Annotated in this window: 27 protein-coding genes; 25 read left to right on the top strand and 2 right to left on the bottom strand. The window is 39.5% G+C overall.

The genetic code is table 11. The features are described from left to right. Nucleotides 1-7 precede the first annotated feature (7 nt). From fliM to LOS73_RS16695, 22 genes are all read left to right on the top strand, one after another. Nucleotides 8-1,096 (top strand): flagellar motor switch protein FliM, encoded by a 1,089-nt coding sequence (fliM, locus tag LOS73_RS16800; RefSeq protein WP_007377954.1) that lies wholly within the window; start codon nucleotides 8-10, stop codon nucleotides 1,094-1,096. A 20-nt stretch (nucleotides 1,097-1,116) separates the two neighbouring features. Continuing rightward, nucleotides 1,117-1,515, top strand: a complete 399-nt coding sequence (gene fliN, locus LOS73_RS16795; protein WP_007377953.1) for a flagellar motor switch protein FliN — start codon at nucleotides 1,117-1,119, stop codon at nucleotides 1,513-1,515. After that, on the top strand, nucleotides 1,512-1,895 hold the full coding sequence (gene fliO, locus LOS73_RS16790) for a flagellar biosynthetic protein FliO (protein WP_007377952.1): 384 nt from the start codon (nucleotides 1,512-1,514) through the stop codon (nucleotides 1,893-1,895). The genes fliN and fliO overlap by 4 nt, the downstream gene beginning before the upstream one ends. A gap of 4 nt (nucleotides 1,896-1,899) precedes the next feature. After that, nucleotides 1,900-2,640: a flagellar type III secretion system pore protein FliP gene (fliP, locus tag LOS73_RS16785; protein ID WP_007377951.1), complete on the top strand. Its 741-nt coding sequence runs from the start codon at nucleotides 1,900-1,902 to the stop codon at nucleotides 2,638-2,640. Nucleotides 2,641-2,680: 40 nt separating this feature from the next. Continuing rightward, nucleotides 2,681-2,950: a flagellar biosynthetic protein FliQ gene (locus LOS73_RS16780; protein WP_007377950.1), complete on the top strand. Its 270-nt coding sequence runs from the start codon at nucleotides 2,681-2,683 to the stop codon at nucleotides 2,948-2,950. 2 nt (nucleotides 2,951-2,952) lie between these two features. After that, nucleotides 2,953-3,732 carry a flagellar biosynthetic protein FliR gene (gene fliR, locus LOS73_RS16775; RefSeq protein WP_033023775.1) on the top strand — a complete coding sequence of 260 codons (780 nt, stop codon included), beginning with the start codon at nucleotides 2,953-2,955 and terminating at the stop codon, nucleotides 3,730-3,732. Nucleotides 3,733-3,741: 9 nt separating this feature from the next. Continuing rightward, a complete protein-coding gene (flhB, locus tag LOS73_RS16770; protein ID WP_007377948.1) occupies nucleotides 3,742-4,872 on the top strand; it encodes a flagellar biosynthesis protein FlhB in 1,131 nt (376 codons plus the stop codon). A gap of 73 nt (nucleotides 4,873-4,945) precedes the next feature. Next, nucleotides 4,946-7,057 (top strand): flagellar biosynthesis protein FlhA, encoded by a 2,112-nt coding sequence (flhA, locus tag LOS73_RS16765; RefSeq protein ID WP_457934014.1) that lies wholly within the window; start codon nucleotides 4,946-4,948, stop codon nucleotides 7,055-7,057. Between the two features lie 20 nt (nucleotides 7,058-7,077). Further along, a complete protein-coding gene (gene flhF / locus LOS73_RS16760) occupies nucleotides 7,078-8,562 on the top strand; it encodes a flagellar biosynthesis protein FlhF (RefSeq protein WP_007377946.1) in 1,485 nt (494 codons plus the stop codon). Beyond that, nucleotides 8,555-9,415 (top strand): MinD/ParA family ATP-binding protein, encoded by an 861-nt coding sequence (locus LOS73_RS16755; protein ID WP_007377945.1) that lies wholly within the window; start codon nucleotides 8,555-8,557, stop codon nucleotides 9,413-9,415. Before flhF ends, LOS73_RS16755 begins: the two co-directional genes overlap by 8 nt. Before the next feature lie 26 nt (nucleotides 9,416-9,441). Then, nucleotides 9,442-10,152: an RNA polymerase sigma factor FliA gene (locus tag LOS73_RS16750; protein ID WP_033015920.1), complete on the top strand. Its 711-nt coding sequence runs from the start codon at nucleotides 9,442-9,444 to the stop codon at nucleotides 10,150-10,152. Between the two features lie 40 nt (nucleotides 10,153-10,192). Then, nucleotides 10,193-10,576, top strand: a complete 384-nt coding sequence (cheY, locus tag LOS73_RS16745; RefSeq protein ID WP_007377943.1) for a chemotaxis response regulator CheY — start codon at nucleotides 10,193-10,195, stop codon at nucleotides 10,574-10,576. A gap of 17 nt (nucleotides 10,577-10,593) precedes the next feature. Next, nucleotides 10,594-11,361: a protein phosphatase CheZ gene (locus LOS73_RS16740; protein ID WP_457934013.1), complete on the top strand. Its 768-nt coding sequence runs from the start codon at nucleotides 10,594-10,596 to the stop codon at nucleotides 11,359-11,361. A gap of 15 nt (nucleotides 11,362-11,376) precedes the next feature. After that, a complete protein-coding gene (locus tag LOS73_RS16735) occupies nucleotides 11,377-11,805 on the top strand; it encodes an Hpt domain-containing protein (protein WP_457934012.1) in 429 nt (142 codons plus the stop codon). Between the two features lie 209 nt (nucleotides 11,806-12,014). Next, the gene (locus LOS73_RS16730; protein WP_457934011.1) at nucleotides 12,015-13,565 is read left to right on the top strand and encodes a chemotaxis protein CheA; all 1,551 of its coding nucleotides are present in this window, start codon (nucleotides 12,015-12,017) and stop codon (nucleotides 13,563-13,565) included. A 61-nt stretch (nucleotides 13,566-13,626) separates the two neighbouring features. After that, nucleotides 13,627-14,757, top strand: coding sequence for a protein-glutamate methylesterase/protein-glutamine glutaminase (locus LOS73_RS16725; RefSeq protein WP_033039937.1), 1,131 nt, complete (start codon nucleotides 13,627-13,629; stop codon nucleotides 14,755-14,757). Further along, complete coding sequence (locus tag LOS73_RS16720; RefSeq protein ID WP_033031466.1) at nucleotides 14,750-15,514, top strand: flagellar motor protein; 765 nt, start codon at nucleotides 14,750-14,752, stop codon at nucleotides 15,512-15,514. The genes LOS73_RS16725 and LOS73_RS16720 overlap by 8 nt, the downstream gene beginning before the upstream one ends. Nucleotides 15,515-15,519: 5 nt before the next feature. Then, nucleotides 15,520-16,470: a flagellar motor protein MotB gene (locus LOS73_RS16715; protein ID WP_033031464.1), complete on the top strand. Its 951-nt coding sequence runs from the start codon at nucleotides 15,520-15,522 to the stop codon at nucleotides 16,468-16,470. A gap of 18 nt (nucleotides 16,471-16,488) precedes the next feature. Then, a complete protein-coding gene (locus LOS73_RS16710) occupies nucleotides 16,489-17,259 on the top strand; it encodes a ParA family protein (protein WP_007377937.1) in 771 nt (256 codons plus the stop codon). A gap of 3 nt (nucleotides 17,260-17,262) precedes the next feature. Beyond that, nucleotides 17,263-18,045, top strand: coding sequence for a chemotaxis protein CheW (locus tag LOS73_RS16705; protein WP_007377936.1), 783 nt, complete (start codon nucleotides 17,263-17,265; stop codon nucleotides 18,043-18,045). Nucleotides 18,046-18,069: 24 nt separating this feature from the next. After that, on the top strand, nucleotides 18,070-18,564 hold the full coding sequence (locus LOS73_RS16700) for a chemotaxis protein CheW (RefSeq protein WP_007377935.1): 495 nt from the start codon (nucleotides 18,070-18,072) through the stop codon (nucleotides 18,562-18,564). Nucleotides 18,565-18,581: 17 nt separating this feature from the next. After that, a complete protein-coding gene (locus tag LOS73_RS16695) occupies nucleotides 18,582-18,983 on the top strand; it encodes a DUF2802 domain-containing protein (protein ID WP_007377934.1) in 402 nt (133 codons plus the stop codon). Between the two features lie 31 nt (nucleotides 18,984-19,014). Here the strand turns inward: LOS73_RS16695 and LOS73_RS16690 are convergent, their stop codons facing one another. Continuing rightward, the gene (locus tag LOS73_RS16690) at nucleotides 19,015-19,323 is read right to left on the bottom strand and encodes an EscU/YscU/HrcU family type III secretion system export apparatus switch protein (protein ID WP_007377933.1); all 309 of its coding nucleotides are present in this window, start codon (nucleotides 19,321-19,323) and stop codon (nucleotides 19,015-19,017) included. A gap of 2 nt (nucleotides 19,324-19,325) precedes the next feature. Beyond that, on the bottom strand, nucleotides 19,326-21,686 hold the full coding sequence (gene fliK / locus LOS73_RS16685; protein WP_457934010.1) for a flagellar hook-length control protein FliK: 2,361 nt from the start codon (nucleotides 21,684-21,686) through the stop codon (nucleotides 19,326-19,328). 113 nt (nucleotides 21,687-21,799) lie between these two features. Here fliK and ccmA point away from each other — a divergent pair, with 113 nt between their 5' ends. From ccmA to LOS73_RS16670, 3 genes are read left to right on the top strand one after another with little or no spacing between them, the layout of a single operon-like run. Then, entirely contained in the window at nucleotides 21,800-22,417 is a 618-nt protein-coding gene (gene ccmA / locus LOS73_RS16680) for a cytochrome c biogenesis heme-transporting ATPase CcmA (protein ID WP_457934009.1), read from the top strand. Then, nucleotides 22,417-23,103 (top strand): heme exporter protein CcmB, encoded by a 687-nt coding sequence (gene ccmB / locus LOS73_RS16675; RefSeq protein ID WP_149614291.1) that lies wholly within the window; start codon nucleotides 22,417-22,419, stop codon nucleotides 23,101-23,103. The genes ccmA and ccmB overlap by 1 nt, the downstream gene beginning before the upstream one ends. After that, nucleotides 23,103-23,840 (top strand): heme ABC transporter permease, encoded by a 738-nt coding sequence (locus LOS73_RS16670; protein WP_007377928.1) that lies wholly within the window; start codon nucleotides 23,103-23,105, stop codon nucleotides 23,838-23,840. Before ccmB ends, LOS73_RS16670 begins: the two co-directional genes overlap by 1 nt.

Here is a 23,840-nt window from a genome sequence, read left to right as displayed (position 1 = left end):
GGTTAGCGTGAGCGATTTATTATCCCAAGACGAAATTGATGCGTTATTACACGGTGTTGATGATGTCGAAGAGGAAGAGCACGATAGTGAAGACGGCGGAGGTAGTACACTTCAGTACGACTTTTCTTCGCAGGATCGAATCGTGCGTGGTCGCATGCCGACACTTGAAATTGTTAACGAACGTTTTGCTAGGCATATGCGAATTAGCCTATTTAACATGATGCGCCGTACTGCTGAAGTATCGATAAATGGTGTGCAAATGATTAAATTTGGTGAATATATTCACACCCTTTTTGTACCTACCAGCTTAAATATGGTCCGCTTTCGACCACTAAAAGGCACCGGACTAATCACCATGGAAGCACGACTTGTGTTTATTTTGGTTGATAACTTTTTTGGTGGCGATGGACGTTATCATGCAAAAATAGAAGGCCGCGAGTTCACACCAACAGAACGTCGTATTGTACAAATGCTACTTAAAATAATCTTTGAAGATTATAAAGAAGCATGGGCGCCTGTCATGGATGTATCTTTTGAATACCTCGACTCAGAGGTCAACCCTGCCATGGCTAATATTGTGAGCCCCACAGAGGTTGTAGTTATTAGCTCTTTTCATATTGAGCTTGATGGTGGTGGTGGTGATTTTCACATAGCATTACCTTACTCCATGCTTGAGCCAATCAGAGAGCTGTTAGATGCAGGTGTGCAGTCGGATACTGAAGATACCGATTTACGATGGAGTAAAGCGCTTCGCGATGAGATTATGGATGTAGAAGTTGGATTATCAACTCAATTACTTGAAGTTGATTTGTCTTTAAAGCAAATAATGGAACTCAAAGCAGGCGATATAATCCCTGTTGAAATGCCTGAGCACATTACAGTATTTGTCGAAGAGTTACCTACATTCAGAGCCAAAATGGGCCGCTCTCGTGATAGTGTTGCCCTACAGATTAGCGAAAAAATTAAACGACCTGATTCAGTTAAATCTGAGCTGCATGTATTTACCAAAGGCGGCAAGAAAATTGACTCAGATGCAGAATTAGCAGAATTAGAGGATGATTTACACCTTTCTGATGGTGTAGATTTAGACTGGTAATTGATTAAAAGGTTAAAAGTATGAGTGATGATCAAGATACTATGGACGAGTGGGCTGCTGCGCTTGCAGAAGCCGATACCCCAGATGAAGGTGCTGAGGCGCATGTTGCAGAATTAGACGAGTTAAGTGATTCAAAGCACGAAATCAGCGGCGATGAAAAACGTAAACTCGATACGATTTTAGACATACCAGTTACCATTTCTATGGAAGTTGGCCGTTCTAAAATAAATATTCGTAATTTACTGCAGCTTAACCAAGGATCAGTTGTTGAGCTTGATCGTGTTGCGGGTGAGCCATTGGATGTTTTGGTTAATGGTACTTTGATTGCTCATGGAGAGGTTGTTGTAGTAAATGACAAGTTTGGTATTCGCTTAACTGATGTAATAAGCCAAATAGAGCGGATCAAAAAATTACGATGAGCTTATTAGTTGCTTTAACGAGTTCCGTTTTTTCAAAAGCAGATGTGGCAACACCAACTGGAGATATACTCTCTATGGTGCTGTCACTCGTAATGGTGCTAGTACTTATCATCGTGCTGGCATTTTTTGTAAAGAAGCTTAATCCAAATCTAGCAAACAGCGATGAGTTTAAAGTAGTTAGAAGCCTACCTTTGGGTTCTCGTGAGCGTTTAATGGTTGTTGAAATAGACAATGCGCAGCATTTGCTTGGTGTAACGCCTCACAGTATTAATTACTTACACAAGTTAGAAACCCCATTAAGCGAAAAAGAACTTCCTGAATTAGCTAAACGATTTGGTAAACTTTTAAACCCGCAATCAAACCAAAATAAAAAGAATTAGACCTATGACAAAGTGGCTGCTTATTATTTTCGCCATGGTATTTGTACCAAGTGTCAGTGCTGAGGGTATTGATGCGCTAACCATTACAACAAACGCCGATGGCACACAAGATTACTCAGTAACGTTACAAGTTTTAGCGATTATGACGGCGCTGAGTTTTATACCAGCCGCTATAATCATGATGACCTCATTTACACGTATTATTGTTGTGCTTGCTATTTTACGCCAAGCAATTGGTTTGCAGCAAACACCGTCGAATCAAGTGTTACTAGGCATGTCGCTTTTTTTAAGTATTTTTATAATGTCTCCTATTTACCAGCAGGTGAACGAGCAGGCCATAGAACCTTATTTAAATGAGCAGGTTACTTCAGTGCAAGCTTTAGAGCTTGCAAAAGAGCCTATGAAAGCCTTTATGCTATCTCAAGTTCGTCTTAAAGATCTAGAAACGTTTGCTAAAATTGCCGGGTACGACCAGCTTAACTCGCCAAAAGATACACCATTAATTGTATTGATCCCTGCATTTGTTACCAGTGAACTGCAAACCGCATTTATAATCGGGTTTATGTTTTTTATTCCATTTTTAATTGTTGATTTAGTTGTTGCCTCGGTATTAATGGCGATGGGTATGATGATGCTCTCTCCTATGATAGTGTCTTTGCCGTTTAAAATTATGTTATTTGTACTTGTTGACGGTTGGAGCTTAGTGATGGGTACCTTAGCCAAAAGCTTTGGCTTAGGGACTTAGTATGCAAAGTATTAATGTAATTCAACAATAGGAGTACAACATGGAACCGGAAATTTTTGTTGATATTCTAAGTGATGCCTTGTTTTTGGTTATTAAGTTGGTGTCTGCAATTGTAGTACCAGGCCTAATTATTGGTTTAATTGTTGCTGTATTTCAGGCTGCAACATCAATCAATGAACAAACACTCAGTTTTTTACCTCGTTTATTAATCACTATAAGTGCGCTAATTGTGGGTGGCCATTGGCTTACTCAAGAGTTAATGGATTTTTTCACTCGTTTAGTATTGCTCATTCCTGAAATAGCAGGTTAAAAGTGGAGTATCCGTTTTCAGTCGTAATTCAATGGTTGAGTGATTTTTTGCTGCCCTTAGTTCGCATCAGCTCAATGATAATGATTATGGCTGGTTTGGGTGCTAAAAACGTCCCTACTCGGATAAAGATGGGGTTATCGGTTGTAGTAACTCTCGTTGTTATACCTGTATTACCTCCGGCCACCTTCACTAATTTGTTTTCGTTTGAAATGATTTTAGTTGTTATCCAGCAAATGTTGATTGGTATTGCGATTGGTTTTGCATCTATACTCTTATTAAACACCTTTGTGTTAGCTGGGCAAATATTAGCAATGCAAACAGGTTTAGGTTTTGCTTCAGTTATTGATCCCTCTAATGGTGCAAGTGTACCTGCTGTTGGACAGTTTTTTCTGATTTTAGCGACACTTCTATTTTTTGTTTTTAATGGCCACTTAATGATGATTCAGATGGTGGTCCATAGTTTTCAAGTGTTACCGATTGATGGCACGTGGTGGTCTGTAGATCATTACTGGGACATAGTGACCTGGGGCGGCTGGATGTTTACTACAGCACTTGTACTCTCACTTGCACCGCTCACAGCTATGCTCGTTATTAATATGTCGTTTGGTATTATGACGCGTGCAGCGCCGCAATTAAATATTTTCTCTATTGGTTTTCCGTTTACCTTGGTAGCGGGACTTATTATTATTTGGGCGACACTAGGCAACTTTGTTACTCAGTTTGAGTTTCAATGGTTAAAAATGATTGAGCTAATGTGTACTTTAGTTGGTTGTTCACCTTAGGAGAAAGTCATGTCTGAAGACTCAGGGCAGGAAAAAACAGAAGAACCCACATCCAAAAAACTTGACGAATCTAAAAAGAAAGGTCAAATAGCGCGCTCAAAAGAGTTAGGTACCATGTTTGTGCTTATTTTTTCGGCTATATCTCTTTTGATGTATGGACCAGAAATTGGCAAAGGTTTATATAATGTGATGGGCCGTACACTTAGCTTAAACCGTAACGAAGCATTTGATACAACTAAAATGTTTGCCGTTTGGGGAGAAGTTGCTGACGCTTTAATGTTCCCGATGGCCATGTTTGTATTAATTATTGTTTTAGCTGCATTTATTGGTAATACATTGTTAGGTGGTTTTAATTTTAGCTGGGAAGCTGCCGCGCCTAAAGCAAGCAAAATGTCACCAATGAAGGGCTTTAAGCGAATGTTTGGCCCGCAAGCGGCTGTTGAGCTTATAAAGTCACTTTTAAAATTTGGTTTAGTTGCAAGTTTTGCAGTGTTTTTAATTGATACTTTTTTTGATGAAATACTGCACTTAAGCTTAGAAAGTGCACCGGGTAATATTATTCATGCCTTAGAGATTTTAGCGTGGATGTTTTTAGGGCTTTCATGCACTTTAATTATTATTGCAGCAATTGATGCGCCATTTCAAAGTTATAACCATAACAAGCAACTTAAAATGACAATGCAAGAGGTTAAAGATGAGTATAAAAACTCGGAAGGTGACCCACAAATAAAAGCACGTATTAGGCAAACACAAAGGCAAATGTCGCAAAAACGCATGATGCAAGATGTGCCTGATGCAGATGTTATTGTTACTAACCCAACTCATTACTCAGTCGCTTTAAAGTACGATACGGAGCGTGCAGGAGCGCCTATTGTACTAGCCAAAGGTATTGACGAGATGGCAATGCAAATTCGTAAAGTAGCAATTGGTAATGAAGTCCCCATTGTAGAGTCCCCCATGCTAACTAGAGCACTTTATCATACGGCTGAAGTTGGCGATCAAATACCTGATCAGCTATTTACGGCTGTTGCACAAGTGCTAGCGTATGTATTTCAGCTAAAACGTTTTAACAAGGGACGAGGAAAACGCCCTACAAAGCTTAGTAATAAACTCCCCATCCCCGACGCCTACAAGTATTAATATCGCAAATTTACTAACTTGGAATAGTTATTGCTAATTCTATATAGTGTCAATTTTTTGAAATTGTAGAATTATGAGTTTTAAAGCGGTATTACAACAACTTAATAGAGACAAAAAAGAATATGCCAAAGGAGTAGGGACTCCTTTGCTTGTGCTTGCTGCACTGGGAATGGTGATTTTACCATTACCGCCATTTTTACTCGACATCCTTTTTTCGTTTAATATTGCGCTCGCATTAGTTGTATTACTCGTGACTGTTTACACGATGAAACCAGTTGAATTTGGTATGTTCCCCGCTGTATTACTTATCGCTACGATTATGCGCTTAGCGCTCAACGTTGCTAGTACTCGAGTTGTGTTACTTGAGGGTCACAACGGTGGTGATGCTGCAGGTAAGGTCATTGAAGCATTTGGCTCAGTTGTAATTGGTGGTAACTATGCAGTTGGTTTAGTTGTATTTTTAATTCTTATCATTATCAACTTTGTAGTAATAACAAAGGGTGCTGGACGTATTTCTGAGGTATCTGCACGTTTCACCCTTGATGCAATGCCAGGTAAACAAATGGCAATAGATGCCGATTTAAATGCCGGCTTTATTAGTGCTGAGCAAGCGCGTGACCGTCGCGAGGAAGTAACTCGCGAAGCCGATTTTTACGGTTCAATGGATGGTGCGAGTAAGTTTGTAAAAGGCGATGCAATAGCCGGTATCGTTATTTTAATTATTAATATTGTAGGTGGCTTATTTGTTGGGATGATCCAGCATAACTTAAGTTTTAGCCATGCAATGGAAGTATATACACTTCTAACCATTGGTGACGGTTTGGTTGCTCAGCTTCCATCATTATTGCTCTCAATTGGCACGGCAATTGTAGTAACACGTCAAAATGAGTCGCTTAATATGGGTGACCAATTCAAGAAACAACTTGGTAACGAAAAGTCACTCTTTATTGCTTCTGGTATTTTGATCATCATGGGGTTAGTCCCTGGTATGCCGCATTTTGCTTTTTTGAGTTTAGGCGCACTACTTGGTTACTTAGCCTATTACACGCAGCAAAGTAAAATCAAAGCTGCTGCAGCCGAAGCTGAAGAGGCTGCAAATGGCGGAAGCACCGCGACAGGTGTTGCGAATAAACAAGAGCAAAAAGAGCTTGGTTGGGATGATGTTCAGCAAGTTGATGTAATAGGATTAGAAGTAGGGTATAGATTAATTCCGCTGGTTGATCAATCACAAGGTGGTGAACTACTCAACCGGATTAAAGGAGTGCGTAAAAAGCTTTCTCAAGAGCTTGGATTTTTAGTTCCTCCTGTTCATATTCGCGATAATTTAGAACTAGACCCTAATGCTTACAGAATAACGCTAATGGGAGTATCTACTGGTGAGGGGGAGCTTAAGCATGGTGATGAGCTGGCTATTAACCCAGGGCAAGTATTTGGTCCAATAAAAGGAATTGAAACTAAAGATCCTGCATTTGGATTAGACGCGGTTTGGATTAAACCTGATCAAAAAGACGAAGCTCAATCTTTAGGCTATACCGTTGTTGATTCTGCCACAGTGGTTGCAACTCATATTAGTCAGTTGTTAACTAACAGCGCAGCGTTGTTACTAGGGCATGAAGAAGTTCAAAACTTACTTGATATGCTTGGAAAGAGTCACCCTCGTTTGGTTGAAGGACTTGTCCCTGATGTATTGCCGTTAACCGCAATTGTGAAAGTACTACAGAACTTATTGAACGAAGGGGTGGCTATTCGCGATATGCGATCAATTGTACAAACCCTTGTTGAGTATGGCCCGCGTAGCCAAGACCCTGATGTATTAACGGCTGCAGTGCGTATTTCTCTGCGTAGATTAATTGTTCAAGATGCGGTTGGAATGTCATCTGAAATACCTGTCATAACCTTGGCGCCTGAGTTGGAACAGATGTTGCATAAGTCATTGCAAAATGCAGGCGATGAAGGTGCCGGTATAGAGCCAGGACTTGCAGAGCGACTTCAAGTGTCATTGAATGAAGCGCATCAAAATCAAGAAATGGCCGGTGAACCTTCAATACTGTTAACGTCAGGAATGTTACGTACTGTGTTATCTCGTTTTGTTAAGTACACCATCCCAGGATTAAGGGTGATGTCTTATCAAGAGGTGCCAGACGAAAGACAGATAAAAATTGTCAGCTCTGTAGGCCAACAATAAGATTTTAAAGGGGTTGAATAATGAAAATTAAACGTTTTTTTGCTAAAGATATGCGTACAGCACTTAAAGAAGTGAAAGATGAACTTGGTGTTGATGCGGTTATTATGTCTAACAAAAAGCTGGCTAATGGCGTTGAGATTGTAGCCGCAGTTGATTATGAAAAAGCGGCCCCTAAATCAGTTGCACAGCCGCAAAATACTTTAGCGCGTGCGGATGACTCAGCACAATCACACAGTATACATAATTTTGTAAAGCCAGAGCCACAACGCCCTAAAGCGGCTCCCCAAGCTAGGGTTGCAGATAGTTTAGAAGCTTTACTAGAGCGTCAATCTCCTCGCCCACGTTCACCTGAATTAGCATCAATGTTTTCTCAATCGGGTATTGAAACGACCGATAATTATCAAGAGCCCGTTGTCAAACCTCGCTCAGCGAATATGTTTGCTCGCGAAGATATTGCACCAACACGTCCACAGACCCAAGCCGATAGTTTAGGTTTTGATGACCTAGATCGTGATTTTGATGATCTAGATAGCCCTGTAACACCTCAAGCGCACGTTAAAAATAATGAAAGTGAAGAAATGACGTCAATGCGTGAAGAAATGAACGCTATTCGTCAATTGCTAGAGCACCAAGTATCAGGTTTAATGCAACAAGATATGGCACGCCGTGACCCCACACGTGCTTGTATGATTGACCGTTTAGTTGGTATGGGAATCGATAAAGAAGTTGCAGAACAAATGGCGTGTTTTGTACCTGATGACGTATCTCGCCAACAAGGTTGGAAGGCTTTGTTAACAATGGTCGAAGACCAGATGCAAACTACGAATAATGAAATACTACGTCAAGGTGGTGTTTACGCATTGGTAGGCCCAACTGGTGTGGGGAAAACGACAACAGTTGCAAAGTTAGCTGCTTTAGGCGCACAGAAATACGGTGCAGATAAAGTGGCGCTAATAACCACCGATACATACAGAATTGGTGCTTATGAGCAACTTGCAACATACGGTCGAATTATCGGTTGTGGAGTAAAGCAGGTTAAAGATGCTAATGAATTAGCTGAAGTTTTATACCATTTACGAAATAAACGTCTAGTATTAATTGATACAGCAGGTATGAGTCAACGAGACTTACGTTTAACAGAGCAATTGAATACGCTTATGCGCAATCAACGTGTTGATATTCGTAGTTATTTAGTATTAAGTGCAACAGCGCAAATAAATGTCTTGCAAGAAACAGTACGACACTTCAAAAAAGTGCAGTTAAGTGGTTGTATTTTCACCAAGTTGGATGAATCTTTAAGTTTAGGTGAGATTATTAGTATTGCGATTCAAAATCGCCTTCCAATAGGGTATCTTACTAATGGTCAACGAGTTCCAGAAGACATTCGTGTTGCAAATGCAGAAAAACTAGTAAAAAAAGCTGAGCAATTGTATTTGAAAAGAATAAAAGCACAACATTCACGACACCAAGCAGTGGCGTCGAGCACAGTAGGGATGTATGATTAACACAGTATTAGATCAAGCAAGCGGCCTGCGCAAAATGAGTCAAAACAATAACAACGGCGTAAAAGTTATCGCTGTTACTGGTGGCAAGGGTGGTGTAGGTAAAACAAATGTTTCACTTAACACGGCAATAGCATTAGGCCAGCAAGGTAATCGAGTTTTAGTACTTGATGCCGACTTAGGTCTAGCGAACTGTGATGTGATGCTCGGATTACGGGTTGAACGTAATTTATCACATGTACTTTCTGGTGAGTGTGAACTCGATGAGATTTTAGTTGAAGGTCCTGCAGGAATTAAAATTGTACCAGCGACCTCTGGTTCTCAGAGTATGGTGGAATTATCACCGTCTGAACATGCAGGCCTTATACGCGCTTTTAGCGAATTAAATACCGAATTTGATATCTTAATTGTAGATACCGCTGCGGGTATTTCAGATATGGTACTGAGTTTTTCTCGTGCTGCTCAAGATGTAATGGTTGTAGTGTGCGACGAACCGACTTCAATCACAGATGCTTATGCACTTATTAAAGTGTTAAGTCGTGAGCATGGGGTGTATAAATTCAAAATTGTAGCTAATATGGTTCGTAGTATGCGTGAAGGTCATGAGTTATTTGCAAAACTTTCAAAAGTAACGGACCGATTTTTAGATGTGTCAATGGAGTTGGTTGCAACAATCCCCTATGACGAAAATATGCGTAAGGCAACTCGCCGTCAAAAAGTGATTGTAGAACTTTTTCCTAGTTCTCCTGCTTCAGTTGCCTTTAAAGCACTGGCGACAAGAGCAGTGAAATGGCCTATACCTAACCAACCTTCAGGACATTTAGAGTTTTTTATAGAGAAGCTAGTTAACGGCTAATTATGACAACATTGGTAAATAGAGCTATGGGATATCAATCAACACAAAATTTAAATGTGATTGTTGAAAAACATGCATCGCTAGTCAAAAAAGTGGCATGTCATTTAATTGCTCGTTTGCCTCCAAGTGTCCAACTCGATGACCTAATTCAGTCGGGTATGATAGGCCTAATTGAAGCATCAAAAAACTTTGATGCAACCAAAGGCGCAAGTTTTGAAACGTTCGCGGGAATACGAATTCGCGGTGCCATGCTTGATGAAATGCGCCGTGGTGACTGGGCTCCTCGGTCGGTTCATAGAAAAAGCCGTCTTGTAGCCGAGACGATTGCTGGATTAGAAAGTAGCTTAAATCGTGAACCAACCGATATAGAAGTTGCTGAAAAACTTGAAATTTCGTTAAATGAGTACCATCATATTTTAAACGATGTAAACACAAGTAAAGTGTTAGGCATCGAAGACCTCGGGGTCGATGAAGATGTTATTACCACGGCGGGCCAAGATTTAACGCTAGACAAACCGTTTAATAACGTTAAAAATGAACGATTTAATGAATCATTATTAAATGCTATCAAGTCATTACCAGAGCGAGACGCAATGGTACTTTCTTTATACTATAACGATGAAATGAATTTAAAAGAAATTGGACATATACTCGATGTAAGTGAATCGCGTGTAAGTCAGATACATGGTCAGGCGATGATTAAGCTAAAAGCAAAAATCAATGACTGGATAAACTAGTAGTAAGTAAATACAGGTTAAGACCTCACTGGAGGATGTTTTGGATAAAAACATGAAAATTCTTGTTGTTGATGATTTTTCGACAATGAGACGTATTATTAAAAATCTATTGCGCGACTTAGGCTTTACCAACGTCCAAGAAGCGGATGACGGCTCTACAGCCTTACCCATGCTACAAAATCAAGTTTTTGATTTTGTGGTAACAGATTGGAACATGCCAGGAATGCAAGGTATTGATCTTTTGAGAGCGATAAGGGCTGACGATAAATTAAAACACCTTCCTGTTTTAATGGTGACAGCTGAAGCTAAAAAAGAACAAATAATAGCAGCGGCTCAAGCTGGTGTTAATGGCTATATTGTAAAACCATTTACAGCTGGCACATTAAAAACTAAATTAGAAAAAGTGTTCGAACGCTTAGGTTAATAATAGGGGAAAGGCTTATGCCAGCACCTGCTGCGCCTCGGATAACGTTAGAACAAGCTCGTCAGCTCGTCATTTTTTTAGAAAATGGCGAACATGATAAAGCTGATCAACTAATTTTAGATACTGCATCTAAAGAGCAGTCGGAAATATTTGACGAAGTGGGAAAGTTGACGCGTCAACTACATGAAGCTTTAAAAGGCTTTGAGCTAGACACGCGCCTAACAGATCTCACTAACGACGCTATACCTGATGCTAAAAAACGGCTTAATTATGTCATTGAGATGACAGAAAATGCTGCAAATAAAACCATGGATGCGGTTGAGGCGAGTTTACCGATAGCACAACAGTTAGCGGATGAAATATCCCATATCAAACCGACATGGGACCGTCTAATGAGTCGTGAAATTGAACTCGGTGAATTTAAAGTACTGTGCCACAGCATTGATAAATTCATGAGCAGTTCTCATCATAAAACTGATGAGTTACAAAGCTTCATGACTAACATATTAATGGCCCAAGATTATCAAGATTTGACAGGTCAAGTAATTCGCCGAATTATAGAGCTTGTTAGGGAAGTTGAAGAAAGCTTACTTCATCTTTTAACTGCTTTTTCTGAACAAGATATCAGTAAAGCAGTCACCCTAAAACCACAAAAAATAGATGACCCAGTTGACCCAGAAACATTAGCAGGTCCTGAAGGGCCTATTATTGATAAAGAATCACGTAATGATGTTGTGTCTGATCAAGATGAAGTCGATGATCTTTTATCAAGTTTGGGCTTCTAAGAGGAGAGTAACTGCATGTTTGAAGTCGATGAAGATATTTTACAAGACTTTCTTGTAGAAGCAGGAGAAATCCTTGAGCTTTTATCTGAACAGTTAGTTGAACTGGAAAACAATCCAGAAGATACCGAGTTGCTAAATGCTATATTTAGAGGCTTTCATACCGTAAAAGGCGGTGCTGGATTCTTAGCTATGACTGAGCTTGTTGACGCATGTCACGGCGCAGAAAATGTATTCGACTTGTTAAGGCAGGGCGTTCGTTCTGTTAATTCTGAGCTAATGGATGTTATCTTACAAGCACTTGATACTATCAATGAAATGTTTGCGACGATTCAAAATCGTGATAAACCAGAACCTGCGGATCCTCAACTACTTGAAGTTTTACATAAGTTAGGTCTCCCCCCACAGAAGACGAGTTATCAGGTACTTCTCCTGAAGTTGTTGTAGAACAGCCTCAAGAAGCCGCTGAAGCACAAACTCCCAGTACTGATGGTGCGGACCCTTTTGCTTTTGATGAGCTGTTTAGTGGCCCAACTTCATCTGAAACTGACTCTCAAATTGATGAAATTACAGAGGATGAGTTTGAAAACCTACTTGATGAATTACATGGTACAAGCCAAGAATCGGCAGTAAAAGCCCCCACAAATAGTCATGATTTGAATGGTGATATTACAGACGATGAGTTTGATAATTTACTAGACGAGCTTCATGGTGTTGGCAGTTTCGGCTCTGTTGCAGCGCAAGAAAGTAATGTTACACCTGATGTACAAAAGCCATCGCCTTCGACTAACAATACAGATTCATCGAACGATGATATCAGTGATGATGAATTTGAATCACTGTTAGATGAACTTCATGGTAAGGGAACTGCACCTAAATCTTTAGAAAGCACTCCTGCGATTGCTGAAAAACCAGCCGCAAAACAAGCTGTTCCTAAGCCCAAAGCAGCCCCAGTACCAAAAGTTGAAGCATCAAAACCAGTACCTGCAAAACCTGCTGAAAAAACAGCTGCTGCAGCTCCAAAAAAGGCTACTGCACCAACTGCTGAAACGACAGTGCGTGTTGACACTAAACGCTTAGATCAAATTATGAATATGGTCGGTGAATTGGTACTTGTTCGTAACCGCTTAGTTAGCTTGGCTACGAATTCTGAAAGCGAAGCAATGGGTAAAGCTATATCTAACTTAGATGTTGTTACTGCTGATATTCAAGGTGCGGTTATGCAAACCCGCATGCAACCAATTAAAAAAGTGTTTGGCCGATTTCCTCGAGTTGTTCGTGATTTAGCACGCAGCTTAAATAAAGACATTAATCTATTATTAGTTGGTGAAGAGACTGATTTAGATAAAAATTTGGTTGAGGCATTAGCCGACCCTTTAGTGCATTTAGTGCGTAACTCTGTTGATCACGGTATTGAAATGCCAGATTTTCGTGAGGCTGCTGGAAAACCAAGAACAGGTACTGTTACGTTATCAGCATCTCAGCAAGGCGATCATATTTTACTTACCATTAAAGATGATGGTGCTGGTATGGATGCTGAGAAGCTGAAAAAAATAGCGATTAGTAAAGGTGTTCTTGATCACGACCAAGCAAGCCGGCTTTCTGATACTGAAGCATATAATTTAATTTTTGCACCTGGTTTTTCAACAAAAGAAGAGATTTCGGATATTTCAGGTCGTGGCGTTGGTATGGATGTAGTTAAAACCAAAATTACCCAACTTAATGGCTCAGTAAGTATTCAGTCAGAGTTAGGTGTTGGGACTACTTTAGAGATAAAAGTACCATTAACTCTCGCTATCTTGCCGACCTTAATGGTTGTTGTTGGAGAGCAAACATTTGCATTACCACTTGCGGGTGTTAGCGAAATATTCCACCTCGATTTAACTAAAACGAATGTTGTTGATAGTCAATTGACAATTATTGTGCGCAAAAAAGCAATTCCATTGTTTTATCTTGAGCATTGGCTAGTTAAAGGCGCTGACCGCTCTCAGCGTAAAGCACATGGTCATGTAGTTATTGTCCAAATTGGTACACAACAAGTAGGCTTTGTCGTAGATTCGTTAATAGGGCAAGAGGAAGTTGTAATAAAACCTCTTGATGCTTTATTACAAGGAACACCCGGTATGGCTGGTGCTACAATTACTTCCGATGGTGGTATTGCACTTATTTTAGATGTACCAAATATGTTAAAACATTACGCGGGCTGATAATAAATAAAGTAGGTGCACTGTAAAAGTGCCCTACACTTCAATTTAATAAGAGAGCTAAATGGCCGTTAAAGTTTTAGTTGTTGATGATTCTAGCTTTTTTCGCCGCAGAGTGAGCGAAATACTTGAGCAAGACAGCGATATAAAAGTAATAGGTTTTGCTGTGAATGGCAGAGAAGCTGTTGAAAAAACAGCTGAACTACGCCCTGACATGATTACAATGGATGTAGAAATGCCTGTGCTTGACGGTATTAGCGCAGTTAAAGAAATAATGTCGAGTAATCCGACACCAATTTTAATGTTTTCTTCACTAACTCGAGATGGTGCAACGGCAACGCTTGATGCATTAGATGCCGGAGCAATGGATTTTTTACCGAAAAAATTCGAAGATATTGCACGTAACAATGAAGATGCAATAAAGCTTTTACAAGCTAAAGTGAAAGAAATTGGTCGAAGAAGAGTTCCCCGTACATTCAAGCCCATAACACAAGCTAAACCGCAAAGTATGCCATTAGCGACTCCAAGTTCATTAAGGAACACGGCAACGTTAAAGCAGCCAGATAGAAGCTTTCAACGTACGAATTCTAATGCCTCCGTTCATGCTAGTGGTAAAAAATATCAACTTGTTGCTATTGGTACATCGACTGGCGGACCCGTTGCATTACAAACAATATTAACTCAATTACCAGCAAATTTCCCGCATCCTATATTATTAATTCAGCATATGCCTGCCGCATTCACACCTGCATTTGCTTCGCGTTTAAATGGTTTATGCCAGATAAAAGTAAAGGAAGCTCAACAAGGGGATCGATTACAACCAGGGACTGCATACTTGGCTCCAGGTGGCCAACAAATGATGGTTGAGGGGCGTGGGTCTTCAAAAACATTGCGCGTATTTGAAGATAACAGTGAGCGAATAACATATAAACCAAGTGTTGATGTGACTTTTGCAAGCGTTGCAAAAGCTTGTCAAGGTGACGTACTGGCTATTGTTCTAACTGGTATGGGGGCTGATGGGCGTGATGGTGCTCGAATGTTGAAGCAGACTGGCGCCACTATTTGGGCACAAGACGAAAAAAGTTGTGTTGTTTACGGTATGCCACAGGCGGTTGCAAGTGCTGGCTTAGCAAGTGAAAGTCTTGCTCTAGATGATATAGCTCTAAGGATTAAAAAAGAGATTGGTTGTGGATAAGCTTTCTATATTAGGTTTATTTATTGCGTTAGGCGCTATAGCGATAGGTTATTCTTTAGAAGGCGGTGTTGTCTCTGCGTTATTCAATGGACCAGCACTTATAATCGTAGTTGGTGGTACGCTTGGCGCTGTGATGTTGCAAACATCATCTAGTACTTTTAAAAAAATGCTAAAAATAAGCCACTGGGTTTTTATTTCGCCAAAGCATGATGTAGACGAAGCGATCGAACAAGTTAAACAATGGTCTCACAAAGCACGACAAGAAGGCTACTTAGCACTTGAAAATGAGGCCTTAATTCATCCCGATCCATATGCAGCTAAAGGTCTTAGCTTACTTGTTGATGGTTGCTCTGAGCAAAAGCTGCGCGATACACTTGAAATTGATTTATTATTAGAACGCGACCGTTTATTAGAGGCAGGACGCGTTTATGAAGCTATGGGCGGGTATAGCCCAACAATAGGGATTTTGGGCGCAGTGCTTGGTCTTATTCAGGCTATGTCATTTATTACCGATCCGCAAAAGCTGGGTGCTGGTGTCGCGACAGCATTTATAGCCACTATTTATGGTGTCGGTTTAGCTAATTTACTATTTTTACCGATGGCAAATAAACTAAAACAACGTGTTGAACAAAAAATGTTGTATCACGAACTGTTAGCTGAAGGTGTTATTGCAATCAGTTTAGGCGAAAGCCCTGTTAATATTGAACTAAAGTTAGAAGCTTATCGTGTAGAACGCCCTAATTTAGTGGATAAATAACGATTATGCTACGTCGACGTTTACGTCACACTTCCTCTAAAAGTCAGCATACTGAGCGTTGGCTTGTTTCTTATGCAGATTATATGACGATAATGTTTGCTTTTTTTGTGGTTATGTACGCTATTGCTATAGATAAGGAAGAAAAATTTCAAATATTATCGGATTCGCTCGAGCATGTTTTTGATAAATCTGCGCGCCAACATTCACAAGTTGGTGACGGTGTTAATGGGAGTGGGATCTTAACCGACAGAGTAACGCCGGAACAAGAGGTGTTGTATGGCGAAAGTATTCAAAAAAAGGAACAAGGCCCTGAGTTATTAGATGGTCAAAGTGACACAAGTAACATTAAACAAAAATATTTAGGAAAACCATTAGATAGCTTGTTAACTAAACTTCAATCAGCACTCATTGATGAAATTCGTGATGGAGAAGCGAGTCTTGAATTGAATCAAGATTGGCTCATTATAGAGTTGAGTTCAGGAATGTTATTTTCTAGTGGTAGTTCAGTTGCTCATTCGCGTGCTAAGCAAGTCGTAAAAATTGTCAAAGATATTATTGATCCAGTCGATAACTACATTAGAGTGCGCGGTTATACAGATAATGAGGTTATTAGTAACGAAATATTTCGTTCAAACTGGGAGCTTTCAGTTGCAAGATCCACCTCAATTTTAGTCGAGCTTGAAGCGTTGGGTATTAATTCTGCACGAATGGCAATAGAAGGTTATGGCCAGTATTCTCCTTTTGCTGATAATAACACAGAGAAAGGTCGAGCTGAAAACCGTAAGGTTGTAATCGCTCTTTCTAAGTATGGTTTACCACCTAAAGATAGTCCATCGTTAGAGCAAAAAAATATAGCAGTACAGACAGAGCCTGAAGTGGAACTACCATCAGACGATAATACAATAAAAATAATTCGTTTACCTCATGGTGGGATCCGAATAACGACGCGAAATTAATAGCAATTAGGATGTAATGTGAAGATTTGGACTGTTGCGAATCAAAAAGGCGGGGTCGGTAAAACAACAACGGCAGTTAGCCTAGCCGGTATTTTAGCGTTACAGGGCAAACGTGTATTGCTTATTGATACAGATCCCCATGCATCACTAACTTATTATTTTGGTATCGACTCTGAAGATTTAGAAGTCAGCGTGTACGATATTTTTGCTCGCGGAACAAGTATGCAAAGTGAAGAAATATTGCAAGCACTTTGCCCGTCAACTCTTGAGAATCTTGATATTTTACCCGCTACTATGGCAATAGCTACACTTGATAGAAGTATGGGTAATAAAACAGGCATGGGTTTAATACTAAAGAAAACGCTTGCTAAAATTAGTGAATATTATGACTATGCAATACTTGATTGCCCGCCGGTTTTGGGGGTTTTAATGGTTAATGCATTAGCTGCGAGTGAGCGTATTTTAGTTCCCGTACAAACCGAATTTTTGGCCCTGAAAGGGCTTGATAGGATGATGCGGACTATGGAATTAATGCAAAGCTCTCAAGCGAAAAGTTATCAATATACTATAATTCCTACTATGTATGATAAACGCACTAAAGCATCGTTGGAAGCATATAAAACTTTACAAGAAACCTATAAAGATAAAGTGTGGCCAGGTGTTATTCCTGTTGATACAAAATTTAGAGATGCGAGTTTGGCACAAAAAGTGCCAATAGAGTTTTGTCCTCGTTCCCGTGGTGTTTTTGCATATAAAGCATTATTAGACTATTTAATAGAGCAAGGTTAATGAATGAGTAAGCAATTATTTGCTAATGAAAAAGTAATGACTCAATATTTAGGTGCGTTATTACGTGATGACGAGCCTACAGATAACCTTGAACCTGTGGCAAAACTGCTTGAACAAATACCGAGTGAACAGCAAAAAGGGCAAGTACATTTAAAGCCTAATGAACAATTAAAAGCAGCGGAAAAAATATTTGCTCAAGATCTGCAAACAGAAGAGCTAAAACCATTAGATATTACTAATGAGCCAGAGCCAGTTAAAGCTGATTTAGTTGTAGAGACAAGCTCACATTTATCAGTAGAGCCGGAACAAAGAGCAGTAACAAAAAGCCAAGAAGATTATTTTGACGGTGAGTTTCAAGCATTATTTTTTGAAGTTGCGGGTTTGACTTTGGCTGTACCATTAAAAGCGTTAGGTGGGATTCATCAGTTAGGTGAAGTAAATCACTTATTTGGTAAGCCAAAATGGTTCAAAGGCGTTATGCTTAATAGAGATGAAAAACTTAATGTTGTTGATACAGCGCATTGGGTGATGCCTGAGAAGTATGACGAAAAACTAGAAGCGTCACTTAACTATCAATATTTAATAACGTTAGGTGACAGCCAATGGGGGTTATTAGCTGAAAAGTTAATAAATAACATTACATTGAGTAAAGAAGATGTAAAATGGCGTACAGATCAAAGTAAGCGCCCATGGCTTGCTGGAGTTATTAAAAAGAAAATGTGTGCTTTAATTGATGTAGATAATTTAAATGCGCTATTAGAGAAAGGCTTAGATAGTCGTCAGTAATAATGACCATTACGGAGTAACAGCATGAATCAAGATAAATTACTGTCAGCAAATAAAAATGCAGACAATGACGAAATATTACAGTGGGTTACCTTTAAGTTAGAAGAAGAAACTTATGGCGTAAACGTAATGCAAGTCCAAGAGATATTACGTTACACTGAAATAGCTCCAGTACCAGGTGCTCCTTCTTATGTAATTGGTATTATTAATTTACGGGGTAACGTAGTAACAGTTATTGATACGCGTGCTCGTTTTGGTTTAGACGCCGCTGATGCAACCGATAACTCTCGTATTTTAATAATAGAAGCTGAAGAGCAAGTTATTGGTATTTTAGCCGATAGTGTTTCTGAAGTTGTATATTTACGCAGTTCAGAAATTGACAGTGCACCTAATGTCGGTACTGAAGAGAGTGCTAAATTTATCCAAGGTGTTTGTAATCGTGATAATGAGTTACTTATTTTAGTCGATTTAAACAAGTTACTCAGTGATGATGAATGGGATGAGTTAAGCGATTTATAAGCTTTACCAATAAAAATATGCTGTTACTTAGTATTGCAATAGCTGCGCTGGCGATAGGTCTAATATCGTTAGCGTTAGTTTTTGCATTGAAAAATAAACAAACGAGTGAGCTGAATTTTGTCATGCAGCAGCTTAAAGATACCTCCGAACAAACTCATATTTTGCGAAGTGAGGTTTCTGAATTACGAACAGGCTTGTTGAGTATAGGTAAGCGTGTACTTGATGTTGAACAGCAGCATCAAGAATTAGTTCAACAACAAGCGGCTCAAAAGTATGATGATCCAGATGCCAAAATTTATTCGCGTGCTGTTAAAATGGTTGAGTTAGGGGCTGATTTAGAGGAGGTAATACGCGAGTGTGAATTACCTCGCGCTGAGGCTGAATTACTCTTTTCATTGCATAAACAAAAAGGCGCTTAGCGCCTTTTTAGTTATCAGCGTATAAATAATCTCATGCTTTAATATTCAACTTACCTTGAAAGTCTTGCCAACCTGGCGGGAATTGACCCCTTAATACATACGAAAATGCAATGAGTTCTGCAATTACATAATAAAGTTCTTTTGGGATCTCTTCTCCTAACTCCAAATGCGACAACGTTTTAGCAAGTGCAGCATCTTCGTGGATCATAATTCCTTTTAGTTTAGCCGCTGCTATTATTTCATCAGCTAACTCACCAAACCCCTTCACACTTACAGTGGGGGTGTTGCCAGCTTCGTATAAAAGTCCAATGGCTGATTTATTAATAGGTGTATCACTCATAGCTAAACCTTAATATTAATAATTGCATGAGATTTATAAAATGCCTGATTGTTAGCATCTCCTCGTTTTAAATTAAGTTCACCAACTTGCAAACCATGTTTAGCTAGTTTTGATCTTAAATTATCTAGGTGAGGATGAGCAATTGCGCTTACTTCTTGGCTTGAGGCTAATAGCTGGCAATCAAGTGCTTTATCCATTAACTCAGCAGTAATTTGTAGCTGCCCAAGTTGGGCATAATCAAAGTTTAGCCTTACAAACCATACATTTTTATCTCCTAATTTATCTGCATTTGGCTTTTTATATTGCCCCAGTGTTATTTCTGTTTGTGCTGCTTCTGGTGGCAATCTCATGGGTAATAAAAATTGTGCAAGCGGGTTTGTGTCTGGTTGTTGATTTGGTGTTGAAATATTCACTTGGGTAAGTGTATTTTTAACTTGTACAATTTCGCTAGCCAAAGCTTGAACTTGAGCCTGTTGGAGTTGCTCAAGCATTTTTGCTCCAGTGTTACCTGTTTTAAAAGTAGGTATAAGTACTTGCAAAAGTGCATCTAAGCCAGTTTGATTATTAAAACTGATAGGTGTTACTGACTGGCTAATTATAGGGGCGGCTAAAATACTCACAGCTACTTGTTCAAGCCCTTTAGTGAAACTACTTTGCAAAATGTCCCCCGTTAGATGAGACGGTTGTAAAGTAGCAAGTATTTCACGCTGTATGGTCGCAGGGTGTGTGTTATTACTTGAGACCATACGATTAAATGCTTGGTTGATTAACCGAGTTAAATCGGGTGTTTCTTTTGTTACTTTATTTGTAATATCAGTGATCTGATTACTTAAAAGTTGTTTATTGCTAGCCATTTTATCTGTAGGGGCGGTGGTGTCAGGAAGCTTTAATAATATAGTTAATAGCTTTGCTTCTATTGGTTGAAGCATTTGACTACGAGAGCCTGTATTAGATAACGGCTCTGTTAATGAGATAATATTTTTAGTAACTGTTTCATTTGTAGTCTTAATTAACGTGTCAGTTTTACTGTTAGTACTCGCATTTAGGGTGTTTAATTGATTTGCTTTTAAATCACTTGGTGTAGAGCTAGCTACTGTATTTTGAGTAATGTTATTTGTTGTTGGCGTGTTGGTTGTTATGTTTGAAGATGATTGCCAAACACTAACACTTCCTTTCATAAGCTGAGTTAATTGCACAAGCGGCGGGAGTCTAGAAAAGTGCTCGGTCAAAATGTTACTTGTATTTTTTGATATCTGAACACTTGCACCTTGGGTAATGTTAACTCTGTCTAGTGGTACAACTTTGGTGTTTTTTTGTAAGGCGGCGGATGAATAGGCAGCTGTAAACTCTGACTTATTTTGTGTCGTAAAAGGCTTACTTTCAAAATACTTTACCGCATCATTAATTCGTGTTCTTATGTCACTCAAGCTATTTTGTAGCCACGATTTTATTGGGCTATCAGTAGTAAGTAATGGATTTACTTTAATATTACTCGCAGAAACGGCTACTTCAGGTACATTATTTTTTTGAGCTAAAAGCAACTCGTTAAATGGTTTCGAGAAGGAGTTATTAAGCATCACTTTTATGTTGCTAGTATCGGTTTTAATAAACAATTTATCAGCCTGGTTTACTAAGTTTACCTTAATAGTCGTGCTGGGTAGTTCACTAACTTGTTTATTATTTATAGGCGTTGTAAACGACCCCGACTTTTGTGGATGAGTTAAAATGGCCAGTTTTGGTGTTGCTTGCAATTGTGCATTAGGTAGCAGCGCTGCGAGTAATTTAGTCAGTCTTGTTTGACTCAGTGGTTGCGAATGAACTGTATCAGCAAAGCTGTTAATAATATTTAGCTGTGCGCCTTTATTGTTAGTGCTTACAATTACTTTTAAAGGTTGCTCGGTTATAAGTAGCTGCGCTACGTCTTTATTTATTGCAATACTGGCGTTGAGTTTATCAATGACTAATTTGGGAGTAGGCGATAAAACAACCTGGACATCCATTGGCTTACTTTCTACCTCAGTGCCTGTGCTTACATAATTTAATAAACGCTGTAACTGAGTTGGTTGACTTAAGGTGAGGGTTGTACTGTTTGGTATAATGTTGAGCTTTTTGCCATCAGGGCTGAGCTGTATGTTAGCACTGGCTATTTTTTGTAAGTTTTGAGGTGCGCTTGTAGTGCCAAGCCTTAATGTTTGCCAATGCTTATCAATAAATACATCAAGCGTAATCGAATCTTTCGAAAATTGTATATTTTTAGCCGCAAGCACCTCATCAGGTAATTGCGATAATTCATTCGTTTGAGCATTGCTCGATTGATTGATAACCAATGAATTAGATAATGTGATTTGCGTTGGCGTATTCATTATTTTAAATCAAGTTTTCTCTATTTTAAGTGAATCGATTTTAAAGCAATATTCGTATTACCCTATCATTATGGTAGACTAACGCCTAATTTTTGGCAGAGAGAATCGTCATCTTGTTACACATTAAGTCCGTCACCTGCATCAAGCAAGATCGTTGTTTGTTTGCGGATCTTAATTTTAGCCTTAATAACGGTCAAATCATGCAATTAGCAGGCCCTAACGGGGCTGGAAAAACATCGTTATTGCGTATTGTCGCAGGCTTTTCTGCGCCTGATGAAGGGGCTATATTATACCAAGAATTGCCGATATCTAAGTACTATGAAGAGTATGCCAGAGAGCTATTGTTTATAGGTCATAAAACGGGCGTAAACACTCAGCTTAGTGCAGTGGAAAATGTTAGCCATTGGTTGCAAATTAATGGCTATAGCGAGCCTGAACTATACCCTATTTTAGCGAAACTAGGCCTTGTTGGACTTGAAGATGTGCCTGTTAGGATGTTATCTGCAGGGCAGCAGCGACGTGTTGCTTTAGTAAGACTATGGTTAAGTGATGCTAAACTATGGGTGCTTGATGAGCCATTTACTGCGCTTGATAAAAGTGGTGTCGCCTTTTTACAACAACGATTTACTGAGCACTTACAACGCGGTGGTGCTATCTTATTAACAACCCACCAAGACTTAACGACCCACTTTAGTAACTTACAAACGGTTACACTGGAGTATCGCCACTAATGACTCGTCAACACTCTTATTGGTTGCTATTTAGTGCGGTATTTACCAAAGATATAAAGCTTGCGTTTCGCCAGCGCGCCGAAATTGTAAATCCTATTTTATTTTTCTTAATTGTAATCTCATTGTTTCCGTTAGCAATAGGGCCTGAGCCCGGTCTACTTGCGAGAATGGCGCCAGGTATTATTTGGGTTGCCGCATTACTCTCTACCATGTTGGGCTTAGATAAGTTGTTTAGGGATGATTTTAACGATGGCTCGTTGGAGCAGTTAATTGCATCCTCTTATCCATTATCGCTAACCGTACTTGCTAAAGTGGCTGCTCATTGGGTGGTAACAGGTTTACCGCTTGTATTAATGACACCATTGTTTGCATTGTTATTGAATCTAGAAAGTTCGGCGCTAACAGCGACCGTTTTAACATTATTATTAGGCACACCGCTATTGAGCTTTATCGGCGCAATTGGCGCTGGGCTTACTGTGGGATTACAAAAAGGGGGAATTTTGATGAGTTTACTCGTACTGCCTTTGTATATTCCAGTTTTAATTTTTGCAACGTCGGCTATCGATACCAGTACCATGTCACTGGATTATAGTGGACAGCTTGCTATCCTTGGTGCAATGTTACTTATTGCTATTATTAGCGCACCAATTGCCATATCGTCAGCTTTAAAAGTGAGTGTAAGTTAATGTGGAAGTGGTTACATCCCTATGCTAAAGCGGAGCGTGCATATCAATTATGCAATACGTTACTGCCTTATTTTGCCGTAGTTACTGTAGTTAGTATGATTGTTGGTTGGGTATGGGGGCTTGGTTTTGCACCTGCCGATTACCAGCAAAAAGACAGCTACCGTATCATTTTTATTCATGTTCCTTCCGCCATTTTATCTATGGGCGCTTACTCATCAATGGCTATTGCAGCTGTTGTTGCACTTGTATGGCAACTACGAAATGCCGAACTTGCCGTTATTGCTATAGCGCCTGTTGGTGCTTGTATTACAGCTATAGCGCTTATTACTGGCGCTGCATGGGGTAAGCCTATGTGGGGTGCTTGGTGGGTATGGGATGCGCGTTTAACGTCTGAACTTATTTTATTATTTTTATATCTTGGCGTGCTTTCGCTTTACCATGCATTTGAAGATAAGAAGTCAGCAGGGCGTGCGGCTTCTATTTTAGCGATTGTGGGCGTAATCAACTTACCTATTATTCATTACTCAGTTGAGTGGTGGAATACGCTACACCAAGGCGCAAGCATTACAAAATTAGACACAAAAGCAATAGACCCAAGTATGTTTTGGCCACTTATGGTTAATATTTTAGCCTTTGCTGCTTTTGTAGGAACAGTGACTTTAATTCGTCTTAAAAATGAAATTTTACAACGCGAAAAGCACCGACCGTGGGTACGCTCGTTGTTAAATAAGGGGTAA

The organism is Pseudoalteromonas sp. SCSIO 43210 (assembly GCF_054133285.1).
The sequence above is the reverse complement of the archived record's forward strand: the minus strand, read 5'-3'. Positions and strand labels throughout refer to the sequence as shown.